General features: G+C 71.9%; 16 protein-coding genes and 1 pseudogene. 5 read left to right on the top strand and 12 right to left on the bottom strand.

The window, feature by feature from the left end; genetic code table 11:
• Window positions 1-25: 25 nt before the first annotated feature.
• From BM165_RS26380 to BM165_RS22990, 3 genes and pseudogenes are all read left to right on the top strand, one after another.
• Window positions 26-922, top strand: a pseudogene (locus BM165_RS26380) (hypothetical protein); the annotation flags it as partial.
• 430 nt (window positions 923-1,352) lie between these two features.
• The gene (locus tag BM165_RS25325; protein ID WP_244274427.1) at window positions 1,353-1,622 is read left to right on the top strand and encodes a tyrosine-type recombinase/integrase; all 270 of its coding nucleotides are present in this window, start codon (window positions 1,353-1,355) and stop codon (window positions 1,620-1,622) included.
• A gap of 758 nt (window positions 1,623-2,380) precedes the next feature.
• Window positions 2,381-2,743, top strand: a complete 363-nt coding sequence (locus BM165_RS22990) for a cupin domain-containing protein (RefSeq protein WP_075015919.1) — start codon at window positions 2,381-2,383, stop codon at window positions 2,741-2,743.
• 295 nt (window positions 2,744-3,038) lie between these two features.
• Here the strand turns inward: BM165_RS22990 and BM165_RS22985 are convergent, their stop codons facing one another.
• Window positions 3,039-3,704: a response regulator gene (locus BM165_RS22985; RefSeq protein ID WP_075015870.1), complete on the bottom strand. Its 666-nt coding sequence runs from the start codon at window positions 3,702-3,704 to the stop codon at window positions 3,039-3,041.
• Window positions 3,701-4,930, bottom strand: coding sequence for a sensor histidine kinase (locus tag BM165_RS22980; protein ID WP_075015869.1), 1,230 nt, complete (start codon window positions 4,928-4,930; stop codon window positions 3,701-3,703). Before BM165_RS22980 ends, BM165_RS22985 begins: the two co-directional genes overlap by 4 nt.
• A 261-nt stretch (window positions 4,931-5,191) precedes the next feature.
• On the opposite strand from BM165_RS22980, the gene BM165_RS22975 reads away from it, so the two are divergent.
• A complete protein-coding gene (locus tag BM165_RS22975; RefSeq protein ID WP_075015868.1) occupies window positions 5,192-5,776 on the top strand; it encodes a GPP34 family phosphoprotein in 585 nt (194 codons plus the stop codon).
• Window positions 5,777-5,895: 119 nt separating this feature from the next.
• On the opposite strand, the gene BM165_RS22970 is transcribed toward BM165_RS22975, so the two are convergent.
• The 10 genes from BM165_RS22970 to BM165_RS22925 all read right to left on the bottom strand — a co-directional run bounded on the left by BM165_RS22970 (window position 5,896) and on the right by BM165_RS22925 (window position 13,378).
• Window positions 5,896-6,138, bottom strand: a complete 243-nt coding sequence (locus BM165_RS22970) for a histidine kinase (protein WP_075015867.1) — start codon at window positions 6,136-6,138, stop codon at window positions 5,896-5,898.
• A gap of 273 nt (window positions 6,139-6,411) precedes the next feature.
• Window positions 6,412-6,552, bottom strand: coding sequence for a hypothetical protein (locus BM165_RS25035; RefSeq protein ID WP_177225290.1), 141 nt, complete (start codon window positions 6,550-6,552; stop codon window positions 6,412-6,414).
• A gap of 244 nt (window positions 6,553-6,796) precedes the next feature.
• On the bottom strand, window positions 6,797-7,633 hold the full coding sequence (locus tag BM165_RS22960) for an ABC transporter permease (protein ID WP_083427642.1): 837 nt from the start codon (window positions 7,631-7,633) through the stop codon (window positions 6,797-6,799).
• Window positions 7,634-7,660: 27 nt separating this feature from the next.
• Window positions 7,661-8,629 carry an ABC transporter ATP-binding protein gene (locus tag BM165_RS22955; RefSeq protein WP_083427641.1) on the bottom strand — a complete coding sequence of 323 codons (969 nt, stop codon included), beginning with the start codon at window positions 8,627-8,629 and terminating at the stop codon, window positions 7,661-7,663.
• A 65-nt stretch (window positions 8,630-8,694) separates the two neighbouring features.
• Complete coding sequence (locus BM165_RS22950; protein WP_143108307.1) at window positions 8,695-8,943, bottom strand: hypothetical protein; 249 nt, start codon at window positions 8,941-8,943, stop codon at window positions 8,695-8,697.
• Window positions 8,944-9,003: 60 nt separating this feature from the next.
• Window positions 9,004-9,417, bottom strand: coding sequence for a DUF3291 domain-containing protein (locus BM165_RS22945; RefSeq protein WP_075015864.1), 414 nt, complete (start codon window positions 9,415-9,417; stop codon window positions 9,004-9,006).
• Between the two features lie 255 nt (window positions 9,418-9,672).
• Window positions 9,673-10,149: a hypothetical protein gene (locus BM165_RS24525; protein WP_143108306.1), complete on the bottom strand. Its 477-nt coding sequence runs from the start codon at window positions 10,147-10,149 to the stop codon at window positions 9,673-9,675.
• A gap of 375 nt (window positions 10,150-10,524) precedes the next feature.
• Window positions 10,525-11,358 (bottom strand): hypothetical protein, encoded by an 834-nt coding sequence (locus BM165_RS22935; RefSeq protein ID WP_143108305.1) that lies wholly within the window; start codon window positions 11,356-11,358, stop codon window positions 10,525-10,527.
• Window positions 11,359-11,398: 40 nt separating this feature from the next.
• Window positions 11,399-12,292 (bottom strand): ATP-binding cassette domain-containing protein, encoded by an 894-nt coding sequence (locus BM165_RS22930; RefSeq protein WP_075015861.1) that lies wholly within the window; start codon window positions 12,290-12,292, stop codon window positions 11,399-11,401.
• Window positions 12,293-12,595: 303 nt separating this feature from the next.
• Window positions 12,596-13,378, bottom strand: coding sequence for a TetR/AcrR family transcriptional regulator (locus BM165_RS22925; protein ID WP_083427639.1), 783 nt, complete (start codon window positions 13,376-13,378; stop codon window positions 12,596-12,598).
• 109 nt (window positions 13,379-13,487) lie between these two features.
• On the opposite strand from BM165_RS22925, the gene BM165_RS22920 reads away from it, so the two are divergent.
• Window positions 13,488-13,756, top strand: a 269-nt coding sequence (locus BM165_RS22920; protein ID WP_208976852.1) for a hypothetical protein, incomplete at its 3' end; no start/stop codon positions are given.

The raw sequence follows: 13,756 nt of genomic DNA, 5'->3' as shown, positions 1-13,756 counted from the left end.
CGACCTGACCTGGAGACAGGAGCCGATGACCCCGTGCGCCACCCAGGTATCGACTCCTTCCCTGAGTGCTCCTCATGCCACTCCACTCGATGCGCCGCGTCTCGAAGTGACCGCCGTGACTGCTCAACCGACCAGCATCCGGCTGCCGACGGCTCGACCGCACAACTGGAGCTATCAAGATCGCAAGCCATCACACCTCTTGCCTCATCACCGGTCCACTCGCCGTCCTCAGCGGCGGTTGAGGCTGACGGACAACGCTGAAGTACTCGACGGTGCCTGCTCGGCGGCTGGGGTGGAGGAGTACTGGAGGAGAACTGCAGCACGCTTGTCACGGTCAGAGCCGGACGGCGACGTCGTCATCCACAGGGCTCTGCGCTGTCCCCCGGATCCCGCGCCGTCACCGCGAGGCGTCCACCTCGTCGCAGAGCCTGTCTCAGCCGGTACTCCCCTGCCACCGGCGAGGATCGAGGAAGCCGTCATGGGAAGGCCACCACTGCCGGTGGGGACCTTCGGCAAGATCGACTTCCTCGTTGTCCGCAAGGGACGGGTGCGGGCCCGGGCCAGCTTTCGCGACTTCGACGGCCGACGCCGTTTCGTCACCCGCTACGGCAACACTCGCGCCCAGGCCGAGCGCCGGCTGCGCGAGGCCCTGCGCGACCGCGGCGGACTGGCGACGCCGGCCGCGACCGCGGACAGCCGGCTGGCCGCCGCCGCGCAGCTGTGGCTGGCCGAGGTCGAGGCCAGCGAGCTGGCCGCCGGCACCAAGCGGCTCTACCGCTTCGTCGTCGACTCCTACGTCCTGCCCGGCCTGGGCGAGCTGCGGCTGCGCGAGGTCACCGTCCCCGCCGTCGACCGGCTGCTGACCGCCGTCCGCAGCAGCCACGGCACCGGCGCGGCCAAGTCCACCCGCAGCGTCCTGTCCGGCATCCTCGCCCTCGCCGTCCGCCACGGCGCCCTGCCCACCAACCCGGTCCGCGAGATCTCCTTGCGGCGCACCACCCGGCCGGTGAAGACCCCGCGGGCGCTGACCGTCACCGAGGCCCAGCGGCTGCGAGAGGAGCTCGCCGCCGATCCCGAGGCCGTCCGCCTGGACCTGCCGGACTTCGTGGACCTCATGCTCGGCACCGGCGTGCGCATCGGCGAGGCTTGCGCGGTCCGCCCGACCGCGCTCGACCTGGACGCCGCCACCCTGGCCGTCACCGCCACCGTCATCCGCATGCCCGGCCGCGGCCTGGTCATCCAGGAGGTGCCCAAGTCCGACGCCGGGCGGCGCACCATCGCCCTGCCGCCCTTCGTCGTCGACCTGCTCCGCCGCCGCTGCGCCGCCGTCCCCCCCACACGCCGACCCGCCGGTGCTCTTCCGCAGTCCGCAGGGCCGGCTGCGCGATCCGAACAACACCAGCGGCGATCTGCGCGCGGCGCTCGATCGGGCCGACTTCGACTGGGTGACCTCGCACGTGTTCCGCAAGACTGTCGCCACCCGGCTCGACGAGGCCGGGCTGTCCGCCCGCCAGATCGCCGACCACCTCGGCCACACCCGGCCCAGCCTCACCCAGGACGTCTACATGGGCCGCCGGCTCGCCAGCCCCGAAGCGGCCGCCGCCCTGCAGCGCACGCCGTAGCAGCCCTCGGCAGTCCAGGCCGCCCGGCTCCGCCCACGGCCACACCCCCGCCACCGCGCCGTCTCCGGAGATGCCTCGACATGCGTCGCACCGGGCTGCGCGGGGAGGGGTTTGTTGGTCGTCTCTGGTCCTTGGTAGATCAACTACCGACCGAACAAGCTCCTGACCTGCGGTGTTGCTCCCCCGATTGGACTCGAACCGATAACCCTGCGAGTTGGTCTCGGGGTGGTCGGCGACGGTTGGTCGGCGACGAACGTGCAGGTCAGAGGCGGTTCACGTCATCGGCCGACATTGTTAGCGTCGGTCGTCGAGGGTGGTTTGTTGATCGTAGGTTGGTCGCGTCCTCGACGCGGAACCTGAGTCTCCACCGGCACACGGTCCTACAGCTACAGGCCCACCCCGACCGCCGATCCGCTGCACTTGCCCAGCAACGGCAGGAGGAGCGCCTTCGAGGTCAGTGGAGGCTCTTGGCCGCCTTCTTCCCCGCCTCGCTCTTCCCCGCCTCGCCGACGTCGACGCACGAGCGGGGCCGCTCCAGCCGCCCGCGAGCCGGGCCGCCGCTCAGGTCGTCTGACCCGCCCCCCAAGCGCTCGCGGACAGGCTGAACCAGTACCGGTCCTGCGTGCACACCCACGGCTTCACCTGTCGTATACGGGGGAAGACGACCGCTCGCCCAGGCAACTGGCGACGCGGGGATGATGCGGAGCCAGGACCGCCGCGAGGCGGTGATGCTGACGACCCCGCCGAGGCTGGAGACGATGTCCGCTGCCATCCCGAACGAGGGCCAGCCCACCGACCTTCAGAAGCTGACCGACGAGTTGCTGGAACGCGCCGCCGCGGAGCACGCAGGCCGCGCCGCCCGCACGCTTCCGCACCCCGTCGACGGGCTGCGCCAGACCGTCATCGCGCTCACCGCCGGAACCGAGCTCAGCGAGCACGAGAGTCCAGGGGCGGCGAGTCTGCTCGTGCTGCGCGGCCGCGCTCGGCTGGTGGCCGGCGAGAAGTCCGTGGAACTCCGCACCCACCAGATCGCACCGATCCCTGATCGGCGGCACAGCCTGCACGCCGAGGAAGACACCGTCGTACTGCTCACCGTGGTTGCCGCGCACCGCGACCGGTAGTCCGGCCGCGTGCGCAGACCGACGCTGCGCCCCGTCGGGACGACTGGCGACAGTGTCGAAAGGGACAAGAACTGGACGGAGTCCGCGAGCCAACGACTTCATCTGCCTAACTCGTGAATAGGTGATCTCGTCCTGCGAGCCAGCCAGGATGAGGCCACCCTGGGGCCGATGAGCGCCGCGCTGAAACCAGCTGTGGGTGGCCGACACCTTCTACCTGAGCAGCCAGCCGATGGCCGATCTCTCGCCACTCCGGGGCCCGGCGGCTCGAGCGGCCGGGGTTGTCGGCCGTCCCGTGTCAGCGCCGGGGTTCGACCAGGCCGGTGTCGTAGGCGAAGACGACCGCCTGGACCCGGTCCCGCAGCCCGAGCTTGGACAGGATGCTGGAGACGTGGGTCTTGACGGTGCCCTCGCTGACGTAGAGCTCGTGGGCGAGCTCGGTGTTCGACCTGCCCTGGGCGAGCAGGCGCAGGACGGCGAGCTCCCGTTCGGTGAGGCGCTGCAGTTCCGGCGCCGGCGCGCTCCGTGGCGTCGGCCGGGTGATGTAGTCCTCGATGAGACGGCGGGTGACCGAGGGCGCGAGCAGGGCGTCGCCCCGGATGACGCGGCGGACGGCGAGGACGAGATCCTCGGGTGGGCAGTTCTTGAGCAGGAACCCGCTGGCGCCGCCGCGCAGCGCCTCGAGGACGTAGTCGTCGCGCTCGAAGGTGGTGAGCACCAGCACCCTGGTCCGGACGGAGTCGCCGAGGGCGCCGATGCGCCGGGTGGCCTCGAGCCCGTCCACACCCGGCATCTGGACGTCCATCAGCACGACGTCGGGGTGCAGGTCGGCGACCAGCGTGACCGCCTGCTCACCGTCCTCGGCTTCGCCGACGACCGCGATGTCGTCCTCGGACTCCAGGATCAGGCGGAAGCCACCGCGGACCAGGGCCTGGTCGTCGGCCAGCACGACCCGGATCGTCATGGCGCCCGCCCGTCGTCCGGAAAGGCGGCCCGGACCCGGAAGCCACCGGCGAGCAGCAGGCCTGCGTGGAACTGGCCGTGGTGCAGCGCGACCCGTTCGCGCATGCCGATCAGGCCGTGGCCGCCGGGCGCCGCTGCCCCGTCGAGCGTGCCGTTCCCGTTGTCGGTGACCTCCACGGTGAACACCCGCGGCTCGTAGGTGAGGCAGACCTGCACCTGGGCGGCGGTGGAGTGCTTGACCACGTTGGTCAGCGCCTCCTGGACGATGCGGTAGGCCGACACCTCGATCGACGGCGGCAGCTCGCGGGGCTGTCCCGCGACGGACACCTCGACGGCGACGCCGGTCTCCCCGACCTCGGTGACCAGCGCGTCGAGCTGAGCCAGGCGCGGCTGCGGGGCGAGCGCGTCGGGTTCGCCCTCGCGGCGCAGGAAGCCCAGCATCCGCTGCAGGTCGACCACCGCCTGCCGGCTGGTCTCCTCGATGGAGGCCAGCGCCTCGGCGGCCCGGGCGGGCTGGCGGGTCATGACCCGGCGCGCCGCCCCGGCCTGCACGCCCATCACGCTGACGTGGTGCGCGACGACGTCGTGCAGCTCGCGGGCGATGCGCACGCGCTCGTCGAACACCGCACGCCGGGCCTCCTCCTCACGCTCGCGTTCGAGCTGCGTCGCGCGCTCGACGAGCGCCCTCTCGTGAGCACGTCGTTCGGCGACGAGGTCCCCGAACCTCCACGCGGCGATGACGAAGGCCGCGTTGAACAGCACGAGGAAGACCGCACGCAGCAGCAGCGGACCCTCCACCGGCGTCCCGGCGACCACGACCAGCCGGTAGGCGAGGAAGCCCAGCGCCGCGACGACGTTGAACCCGCGCACCCGGTTCCGCCAGCGCCCCTGGCCGTAGGCGCCGGCGCTGTAGAGGGCCAGCCACCACACGACGACGGAGACGGTCAGGTCCGGGACGTCGACGATCCGGTAGGGGAAGAAGACGACCGTGACCACGACCAGGACCGCCAGCGGCCACCGGCGGCGCAGCGCCAGGGGCAAGACCAGGGCCAGCGTCAACCCGATCCACACTCCGGCCGGCGGCGGCCGGTAGCCGGCCGGAGCAGTGTCGATCCCGACCCGCACGGCCAGCACGCCGAGCACGGCGAGCACCGCCGCGGCGGCCGCGTCGGCGAGCAGGGGCCGTGCCTCGCCGGCGGCGCGCGCCCGGCGAGCCCACCTCCGCACAGCACAACGGTAGGGGCGCCGACCAGTGAACTCATCCCCCGCGAGACAGAGACGTCCTGGCCGCAGGACGGATCCGGAGGGCTCGGTGCGGGTCCAGCAGCCGATCCCCGACGCGGCCGTCCGACCTACGGTGGAGACCCGGATCGGTCCTGCGGGCGATGACCCGCCCGGTGTCGGCGACCGACCCTGGATCCGGCGCCGGCCGTCCCGGCGACGCGGGCGGTGCACCGGTGCACCGCCCGGACGACCGGAGGTCCTGTCATGTCCCACCCCGTGAGCACCCTCCTCGCCGAGGATCTGCTGCTCCTCACCGCCCATCCGATCCGGGCAACGGTGCACCGTCCCACCGGACTCGCCCTGCCCCGGGCCCTGGCCGGTGCCGTCGTCCACGACCTCCTGACCCTGGGCGCCGCGAGACTGCACGGCGGTCTGCTGCTCCTGACGGCCGGTTCCGCGACAGCACCCCGCCCGCTGCACGACCTCTCGACCCGGCTCGCCACCGAACAGCCCGTGGACCGGACGATCGACGCCCTGGCCGCGCCGCGGGCCCGCTTGGGACAGCACCTGCTGCAGTCCCTGGCCGACGGCGGCGCCGTGATCCGCCGCGACCGCCGCCTGTTCGGCGTGGTCCCCGTGCCGTCCTACGAGGTCACCGCCCCGGACACCGTGCCGACGCTGCGGGCGCGCGTGGCCACCGCGCTGCGCGGACCCCTCGACGACGCCCGGGCCACGGTGCTGGCCCGACTCGTGTGTGCCGGCGACCTCTACTCCCGCGTCGGGGTCGACGCCGCCACCACCGGCGCGGTCGCCGCGACAGCCGGCGGGGTCGCCGCGGCGGGCAACTGACACTCGTACGCCCTCGAGCCGCGCCCATCCCAGGGCCACCCGACGGGATCCGCGCTGCCTGGACGCCGACCTCTCCATCGGGACACTCGCCGCCCACGCCGGGGGCAGCCCACGCCAGCTCACCCGCCTGTTCGTTGGGCACACCCGGTGTTGCGATGCCCGCGGACGACCTCGCGGACCCCGCGGAGGGAGTCCTCGGCGAGGCGGCGGACATCGTCGGCCGCCTCCAGCCGGCCCCGGCGGACGAGCTCCCCTGCCAGTTGGTTCTTCACCGCGATCGCGGAGAGGTTGCGACCCATCACGTCGTGCAGGTCGCGGGAGAACCGCAGCCGCTGCTCGGCGACGGCCAACTGCCACTGCACCCGCGGGTCCGCTCCATCTCACGGACCAGGTCGAGCACCCAGACCGAGCAGCGGAAGGACACGGCGAATCCGATGACGACCATCCCGATCGTCACCGCCAGCACGAGGGTGGCGGACGGCAGCTGACCTGCCGCGAGCTCGGCGATTCCGACGAGCACCCCGACACCAGCACCGACCAGGGCCAGCAGCCGGGTCGACCACGTCCTGGAGCACGACCAGCAGCGTGACCAGCGGCAACGTGACGCTCCACGCGACGGCGAACTGGCTGCCGCCTCACAACGCCAGCACGCCGACGATCGCGATGGCGAGCGCCTGCCCCAGCCGAGAGCGAGCAGTCGGCGCGGCAGCGGACGCTCCCGGCGGCTCACCGCCCATCCCGCTCCATACCAGCAGCACGCACAGCACCGCCATCACGCACGTCCCCAGGACGTACGACCCGAGCAGCGCGGGCGAGTCCGTCGCCGCCGATCCCAGCCCGAGTGCGATCAGGAGCGGACTGAGGCCGAGTGCGGCGTAGAACGACCACCTCGTGTAGCGCTCGAGGCGCTGAGGGTCCGAGCGGCTCCCCACCAGCGCACAACGGTCGGCACGGCGCTCATGCTGCCGTACCGACCGCCTGGAACCGGGTTCCCCGTTCACCGCACTCGCGATCGGCCCGTCACCGGCGCGGTGCCCAGCGGAAGACCAAGCGGGCGAGCACCGCGCCTGTGACCAGCCAGCCGGCGAGCACGGCCAGCGGCAGCGGCGATGCGGCCCAGGCGCCAGCGGTGTCGACCGCCTGCCCGTCCCAGGTCTCACCGACCAGGCCGAGCCGGCTCAGTTCGATCACCGGGGTCAGTGGGAGGAAGCGGGCAACGCGGGCGAGCTGCTCGGGGAAGTCGGCCAACGGGATCAACAGTCCGGAGAGCATCGTCGCCGTCAGGACCAGCGGCATGGTGGTGAACTGTGCGCCCTCCACCGTGCGCGTGAAGGACGTGCTGACCGCGGCCAGCACCACCATCAACGCGCCGCCCCCCAGGAGGGCGACGAGGGGCAGGACGACGTCCACCGGCGCTGACCAGTAACCCAGCGCGACGACGCCGACGGCGACGAGAACGACTTGGACGAGGGACACCAGCAGCGTGGGCACGGCCGTGCCGAGCAGCACCTCTGCGTCGGTGAGCTCACCGGTACGCATCCGCTGGAGCACCAGCTCCTCGCGCCGGGCGACGAACGTGGTGACCAGGTTGTAGAAGGTCAGGAAGGTCAACGTGACGCCAAAGGCACTAGCGAGGAGCCCGGGCCCGTCGACCGTGCCCCCGTTGGACACGGTGATGGCCCCGACGGCCGCCACCACCGCCAGGGGCAGGAGCAGGGAGCTCATGACGGCGGTGCGGTTACGCAGCAGCAGCCTGGTCTCGGCGGCCGCGAGGGCGAGCACGCGGCGGCGCGCGCGGCCTCCTGAACCGAGGTGCGGCGGGGATGTGTGCTCGATGGCGGAGCGGGTCGTGGTCATGGCCGGATTCCTTCGACGATCGGTCGGTCAGGCGGCGGTAGGGAGGGCGCCGTCGGCGACGGCGAGGAATGCCTGTTCCAGGGAGGCGGCCCGGGCCTGCAGGCCCGTCAGTTCGAGGTCGTGCTCGCCCGCCCAGGTCATCAGCTGGGTGAGCGTGGGCTGCAGCGCGAAAGTGCTCAGCTCGACCTGGTGCGCCGTGCGCTCGACGCGCACGCCGGCGAGGCTTGGCAGCGGCGGGGCGCCCTCGGGCACGGTGAACCGGATGGTCGCCGGCTGGGTGGCGGAGATCTCCTCCGGCGTGCCAGAGAGCACCACCAGCCCGGCCTGCAGGATCGCGATCCGGTCGGCGAGTTCCTCGGCCTCCTCCAGGTGGTGGGTGGTGAGGACGACGGCGGCTCCGCCGTCGACCAGGTTCCGGACGATCCCCCAGACCGCCCGTCGGCTCTCCGGGTCCAGCCCCGTGGTCGGCTCGTCCAGAACCACCACACGTGGGCGTCCGAGCAACGCCATCGCCAGGTCGAGCCGCCGTCGCTCACCGCCGGAGAGGGACCGCACCCGGATGTCGGCGCGGCCGGCGAGGTCCACCTGCTCCAGGGCCTCCGCGACCGGGCGCGGGTCGGTCAGCGTGCGGGCCCAAGTGTGGACGGTCTCCCGAACGGTGAGGTCTCCCGGAAGCCCGCTGTGCTGCAGCAGCACGCCCAGGTACCGGCGAACGGCGGCCCGGTCACGGCGGGGGTCGTGCCCCAATACCCGCACGCTCCCAGCGGAGGCCGCGGCCAGCCCTTCCAGGACCTCCAGCGCGGAGGTCTTGCCGGCCCCGTTGACGCCCAGCAGCGCGAACACCTCTCCCGGATGGACGTCGAAGGAGATTCCGCGGACGGCGTGGAAGTCGCCGTACCGACGCTCCAGGCCGACCACCTCGATCGCGGGAGCGGCGGCCGTCGGGGCCTGCCCTGGCCTTGGGTCGATGTCGGTGCGGTGGGTGGACAGGTTCATGGCTGGCCTTCTTCGTCGGTTGAGAAGAACGTGAGCGCGATCAGGCAGAACGTCGATGTCGTCTTTCACGTCGCCATCCCGAGCACGGCGGCATCAACCTGTCGGTCGATCTCCGCCCACTCTCCGGGGCGGGAACCCAGGAGGGCAGACGCTGGATGAAGGGCGTGGGCATGGTCCAAATGCGCCGCGCCGGCGAACACCATCGCGGCGGCCATGCCCAGGCGGGTGGCCCGTCGGGTGGAGCGCGGGCCGAACTGGGCCGGTAGGAGTGCGGCGACCAGGGTGGCGCCTACGAGCGCGAGCAGGAAGATCATGGTGATCACCTGTGTGGTGTCGTGGTGGCTGAGCAGATCGGTGGATCGAGAGGGCGCGCGCTACCGGGAGGCCGGGCCTTCGGGGGCGGGGACCCTCCTGAGGCGCTCCATGGCGTCGTCCCAGGCGATGGGAAGGGCGGAGCCCGGCGCCATCCAGGTAGTGAACCTGGTAGGCCCCATCTGGGTGCGCAGCTTTCCCATCACGGCCAGGTGCGGCATCGTCCGGACGAAGGCGTCCAACGCGTCCCTGTCCGTCCAGGCCGAGAGCGTCCAGAACGTCTTGCGCATCGGCTGGGCCAGCAGGCGGTAGCCGACCAGTCCGCTGGTGCCCTCCAGCTGCCGGGCCACCGACATGGTCAGGCCGAGAAATCGGGGGATGGTGCGGTGGGAGCGCAGCGGCAGCCGGGAGGCCATCACCAGGTACTCCTGGTGGGGGCTCGCGGGGAGCTTCGTGCGCCAGGGAAGGGGTGGCATGTCAGGCCTCCGGGTGTGCAGTCGCCGGACGGTTGGTCCGGCGGAGGGGTCGGGCGAGCCGGCGGTGATCGCCATGTCAGTCCCCGCTTGTGGCTCGATGAGCCGTCGAGGGTCGGCGGGCGCTGCGGTCAGGATCGACCGGGGTGACCGAGACCAGCGGCAGGTTCGAGGGAGGTGAGTCGAACGAAAGGACGGACGCGGGTGGCACAGCCGTGTCGATGACCCCGCCTCGCCCGTGACGAGGTCGAGCTCAGGTCAATGACCAGGTCGGCTGGCCACCGGGGCGGGGCGGCCGGATGCGAAACCGCTCCGGGCGAGGACGACACCAAGAGTGAACATGACCAGCGTGAAGGGTCCCCAGCCAAGACGTTCCCACGGGCTCGAGGAGGCGAAGTTCATCAACGCCCCGAGGCCCAGGAGGCCGACGAGCACCCAGGCGCCTGCCCGGCAGACAGCCTTGGACAAGGCGATCACGGCGACGCCTCCCCTGGCCAGCACGAGCAGCGCGGCGAACAGCCACACGACGGTGGAGAACGCGGTCACCATCCGAAGGGCGCCGGGCAGTTGTCCGGGGTTCGCTCCTCCCAGCGCAGCCGCACCGAGCGGCGCACCCAGCGTGAGGGCGGCCTGGAAGGCCACCAAGATCAGGCAGCCGATCGCCAGGACGGCGGCAACCCCTGGACGAACGGGTCGGTCGTTGGTCGATCCGGGTGTTGGCGTGGTGGACTTCATGGCTTACCTCGCATCACTTTGGGGCCGCTCGACGTGCGCGTCGCGCCGGTGATCAACGACGAGCGGGCCGGGTCGGGTCGGACTTGCTCGACCGAGCGGCCGGTCAGGCCGCGAACCCTGCGCTGCAGGCCCTGGCGCCCGTGGCTGTGACTGGTGGTGCCATCCCGTCGGACCAGGCAGCCCCACCGGACCCGGGGTGATCTTTGCGACGGTGCTGCGGACAGCTGGCGCTGTGACGAGAGGTAGAACGAATCCGGTGGGGACTGATAACCATCGGTGGTGACCAGAGGTGGTGACCCCGGATCACCACGCGATGAGGGCAGTCGGAGCGCCGTGTCGGCGTGGAGCTAGCGACGCTGAGTCCGCGGACCCCACTCAGTCGGTGTCACGCCGGTACAGCAGCACCGATCCCACGACCAGCGCGAGGGCTGTGTAACCGGCGAAGACCAGCGCGCTCTCGGGCCGGGTGAGCGCCACCGCGAGCGCCTCGGGGGTGTCGAGGTCGTTGGCGTAGGCGAGCAGCTTGTTGCCGGCGAAGAAGGGCAGGAAGCGGGTCACCGCGACGGGCAGGAACAGGTTGAGCAGGTTCTCGATCACGAAGCCCCACACCAGCACCCCGGAGATGGCTGCCGTGCTGTGCCGGACGATCATGCCGACGCCCAGCCCCAGCACCGCCGCCAGCGTGGTGAACAGCAGCGCCCAGCCGACCGTGGCCGGCAGCGCCGATGTGGCCCCCATGTTCAGGCCGGCGAGGGCGGCGCCACCGAAGCCGGCGGCCAGGCCGACCGCTCCGACGAGCATGCCGAGGGTCGCGGCGGTCAGCGTCTTGGACAGCGCGATGATCCAGCGCGCCGGTCGCGCGGCCACCGCCGCGGCCAGGGTGCCGTGCTGCACCTCGGAGCCGAACAGCAGCACTCCGCCGATCGCGGCGAGCATCGAGGTCACGCTGGTCCAGTAGAAGCCGACCTCGGAGACGACGAGCACCTCGTCGGTCACGAACGTCGCGACCGCCCACGAGACGGCCAGGCCCCCGACGAGTGCGAGCAGCAGGATCGCCTGGTTGACCCGGACGGTCGAGGCCTTGATCCAGTCGCTCCTCAGCGTGGCGAGGACGGCCCGGGCGTCACCGCCCGTCGAGCGTGTCGCGGGCCGGTAGTCGGTGATCATGGGGGCCGCTGTCTGGTCCGCGCCCGCACCGGTGAGAGTCATGTCGTGTCCTTCGGGATCGGGTCGGTGGTCGGGGTGCGGATCACGTGGAGGCGAACTCGGCGGAGGAGCGGGTCATGTCCAGCAGGCTGTCCTCCAGCGAGCGGGACGTCTCGGTGAGCTCGAGCAGGCGGATGCCGCTGTCGAAGGCGACCTGTGAGACCACGGCGCGGCTGGTTCCCCGGACGACGAGCCGGTCGGCGGCGGCTTCGACGACGAAGCCGTGCGCGGTGAGCAGCGCGACGAGTTCGACCGGCTGCGGAGTCTCCACGATCACGGCGACGTCGTGGCGTCCGGTGATCGCCGTGACCGAGTCCGCGGCGAGCAGCCGTCCGCCGCCGATCACGACCAGGTCGGAGGCGAACATGCTCAGCTCGCTGATGAGGTGGCTGGAGACGAAGACCGTGCCCCCTCGGGCCGCGAAGTCGCTGAGGTAGCCGCGCAGCCAGTGGATGCCGTCGGGGTCCAGACCGTTGGACGGCTCGTCCAGCAGCAGGATCTGCGGGTCACCCAGCAGTGCCGCGGCCAGCGCGAGGCGCTGCCGCATGCCCAGGGAGAACTTGCCGGCCCGCTGATCAGCTGCCGTCTCCAGTCCGACCTCCGCCAGGACCTGCTTGGCCCGGCCGGCGGGGACGCGGCTGATGGCGGCGGTGGCCCGGAGGTGGTTCAGCGCGGTACGACCGGGGTGCACGCGGGCGTCGAGGACGCAGCCGACGGTCCGGGCGGGCCACTTGAGGTCCTGGTAGTGGACGCCGTGGTACCGGACCTCACCGCTGTCGGGTCGGGTCAGCCCGACCATCATCCGCATCGTGGTCGACTTCCCGGCGCCGTTCGGGCCGACGAAGCCCGTGACGCGGCCGGCGGCCACCTCGAAGGTCATGTCGTCGACGGCGAGCCGCTTGCCGTACTGCCTGGTGAGGCCTGAGACCGTGATCATGAGCGCACTCCGTACCTGTCCGGTGGATGTGACTGCATGGCCGCGGTGCCGGCTCGACCGAAGGTCGACGACAGGCAGTGTCATTGCAGCAGTGGGAGCGCACTCAGGCCAGCGTGGCGAACTCGTGCACCGGATGGGTCGTGAGGCCATTCCCTGGACGTCGTACAAGTCCTGTACGGCGTGCACCGCACCCTCCACCCAGGACGAGGGACACGTCAAGGGGCGGCCGGCGGACCACCGGTCGGCCCGCCCTGCTCCCGGGTTCCTCGCCGCCCGGTAGGCGGTTCTGCCACCGGAGACCGGTCAGGCGGAGCGCGCTCCTGGCGGACCGAGCCGATCCCACGGCTCCGCCGACTGGAGTTCCTCCGGGCCTGCCCCGCCTTCCGTGACGACGTCTGCCATGGCGACGCGTGCGGCGATCCCGTCGAGGATGCGGCGAAGCCCCCACAGGTACTGCTCGGTCGAGACGTAGCCGGCCATGCTCGCGGCCGCCTCCGCGCTGCGGGGGAAGCCGTCGGTCGGGATCGCCGCGAAGGCCGCCCGCCGGGCGGCGACCCTCTCGGGCTCCGGCGGCAGCGGGCCGGCCTGGTGCACGTCGGCGACCTCCAGGGCGATCGAGCCGAACACGTAGACGATGAGCAGGTAGGAAGCCTGTGCGGCCTCGGTGGCATCCAGCCCGGCGTCGGCCAGCAACTGCAGGAGCCGCTCGTTGAGGGCCAGCGCGTGGGGCCCGTCCATCGGACCGCCGATCATCAGCGGCACCGCGCCGGGATGGGCTGTCAGGTGGGCCCGGAGCTCCAGGGCCAGGGCCTCCACGCGTTCCCGCCAGGGGCGTTCCCGGTCGGCGAACACGTCGTGGTCGACCCCGCCGAGCAGCCGCTCGGCGAGACCCTTGATGACGGCGGCCTTGTCCGGGAAGTAGGTGTAGACCGCGTTCGGCGCCACGCCGACCCGAGCGGCGATACCCCGGACGGACGCCGCGTCGGGGCCGCCCTCGTCGAGCAGCTCCAGTGCCGCATCGAGGATCTCGTCGTCGGTCAGGGCGCGACGTGGCCCGCGACGGCGTGGCACCCCTGGGACGGACATCGGTGCTCCCTACCCCCTTGACGTCGGTGCTCACACGGTAGAACCCTTGCTGTACGTCGTCCAGATTCTGTACGTCGTTCAGGATTTTGCACGTCGTTCAGGGAGTGTCATGACGAGCCCATCCGTGGACCGCATCCCGCGCCGCACGACGGGGGCGCTGTTCGTGGCGGGCGCGTTGGCGTTCGCGGGGGCGGCCACCGTGCTGTCCTCGACGTTCGACTGGCCCGACGTCCTGCGGGAACCGGCCGACGTGGTGCTGCCGGCCGTCGTCGCCGGCGGGGCGGGCCTGACCTGGACGTGGTTCGCCACCGCCTGGACGTACGCGATCCTGCTCGTCCCGATCCTGCTGCTGCCCGCCGTGCTGGGACGGCGCGGCGA

It is taken from the genome of Geodermatophilus obscurus, from assembly GCF_900115395.1.
In the GTDB taxonomy this organism is placed as follows: domain Bacteria; phylum Actinomycetota; class Actinomycetes; order Mycobacteriales; family Geodermatophilaceae; genus Geodermatophilus; species Geodermatophilus obscurus_B.
The sequence above is the reverse complement of the archived record's forward strand: the minus strand, read 5'-3'. Positions and strand labels throughout refer to the sequence as shown.